The following is a 1,263-nucleotide window of genomic DNA, read 5'->3' on the forward strand; positions in this document are numbered from 1 at the left end:
CGTGGCAACCAGATGCCGGGCCAGCAACCCACCCAACACCCCGGTCCCACCAGTGATCACCACCGTGCCACCCGAACCCAACCCAGCCGGCAACCCGTCAAGGCCGGGCAGGGGCAGCCGTCCAGCACCGGCCCGGGTCAACCGCCGGGAATACAGCTCACCAGCCCGTACCACGATCTCCGGTTCACCGCTGCCGACCACCGCCGTGAGGATTCTGCCTAGTTCGTCACCGCGGCCGGTGTCATTGTCCAGGTCGAGCAGGATGAACTGGTTGGGGTGTTCGGACTGTGCGGAGCGGACCAGGCCCCATACCGCGGCCGCGGCCAGGTCGCTGCCGTCGGTGGCGCCGCGGGTGATCACCACCAGCTGGGAACCGTCCGTGGCCGGGTCGGCCAGCCAGGCCTGGACCCAACCCAACACCAGCGTGCTCGCCGCGTGCGTGGCCTCGACAACCCCGACAGCATCGCCCGGAGCCGGGAGCTCGGCCACCACGAGCGTGGGCAGCGCACCATCAACCTGCCCATGCCATCCGTCGGCCGGCTTCGCAGCCTCAACAACGGCGTCGTGCAGCGCACCAGCAACCTGCCCATGCCATCCCCAGACCGGTTCGGCAGCCACCGACCCGGCGTCGGGCACCGCGCCCGGCACCGCGCCCGGCAGTGGCACCCACTCCACCGCGTACAGCGACTGCGCCGCATCCGGGACCCCGGCACCCAGCCGGTCGGCGGTCACCGGCCGCAACACCAACGAGGCCGCGGTCAGCACCGGCTGGCCAGCGGTGTCGAACACGGCCACCGCGATACCACCATCGATACCGCCGTCGCCGGTCGGTGTAAGCCGGACCCGTAGCGTGCTCGCCCCGGTCGCGTACAGCCGGACGCCGCTCCACGCGAACGGCAGCACCGGCGCACCGTCGCCCTCGTCGTCGCCGACCAGCCCGGTCAGCCCGATCGGGTGCAGCGCCGCGTCCAGCACCGCCGGATGCAGCCCGAACCCATCCACCCCGGCCTGCCCGGCCTGTTCGGCGTGTTCGGGTAGTGCCACTTCGGCGTACACGTCCCGGTCGGAACGCCACACCGCCCGCAGACCCTGGAACACCGGCCCGTACACGTACCCGTCGCCGGCCAGCCGTTGATACAACCCGTCAACAGGCACCGGCCGGGCACCGGCCGGTGGCCACTGCCCCAACCCGGCCGGAACCCGGCCGGCCTCCGGGCTCAGCACACCAGTGGCGTGCCGGGTCCACGAACCCTCCACACCCCC

Annotated in this window: 1 protein-coding gene; it reads right to left on the reverse strand. The window is 72.2% G+C overall.

Translation table 11 applies throughout. The features are described 5' to 3' along the window. Positions 1 to 1,257: polyketide synthase dehydratase domain-containing protein (locus ABZS58_RS51385; RefSeq protein ID WP_354792153.1), on the reverse strand; the 1,257-nt coding region annotated here is incomplete at its 3' end. Positions 1,258 to 1,263 lie beyond the last annotated feature (6 nt).

It is taken from the genome of Dactylosporangium sp. NPDC005555 (genome assembly GCF_040605635.1).
Classification (GTDB): Bacteria; Actinomycetota; Actinomycetes; order Mycobacteriales; family Micromonosporaceae; genus Dactylosporangium.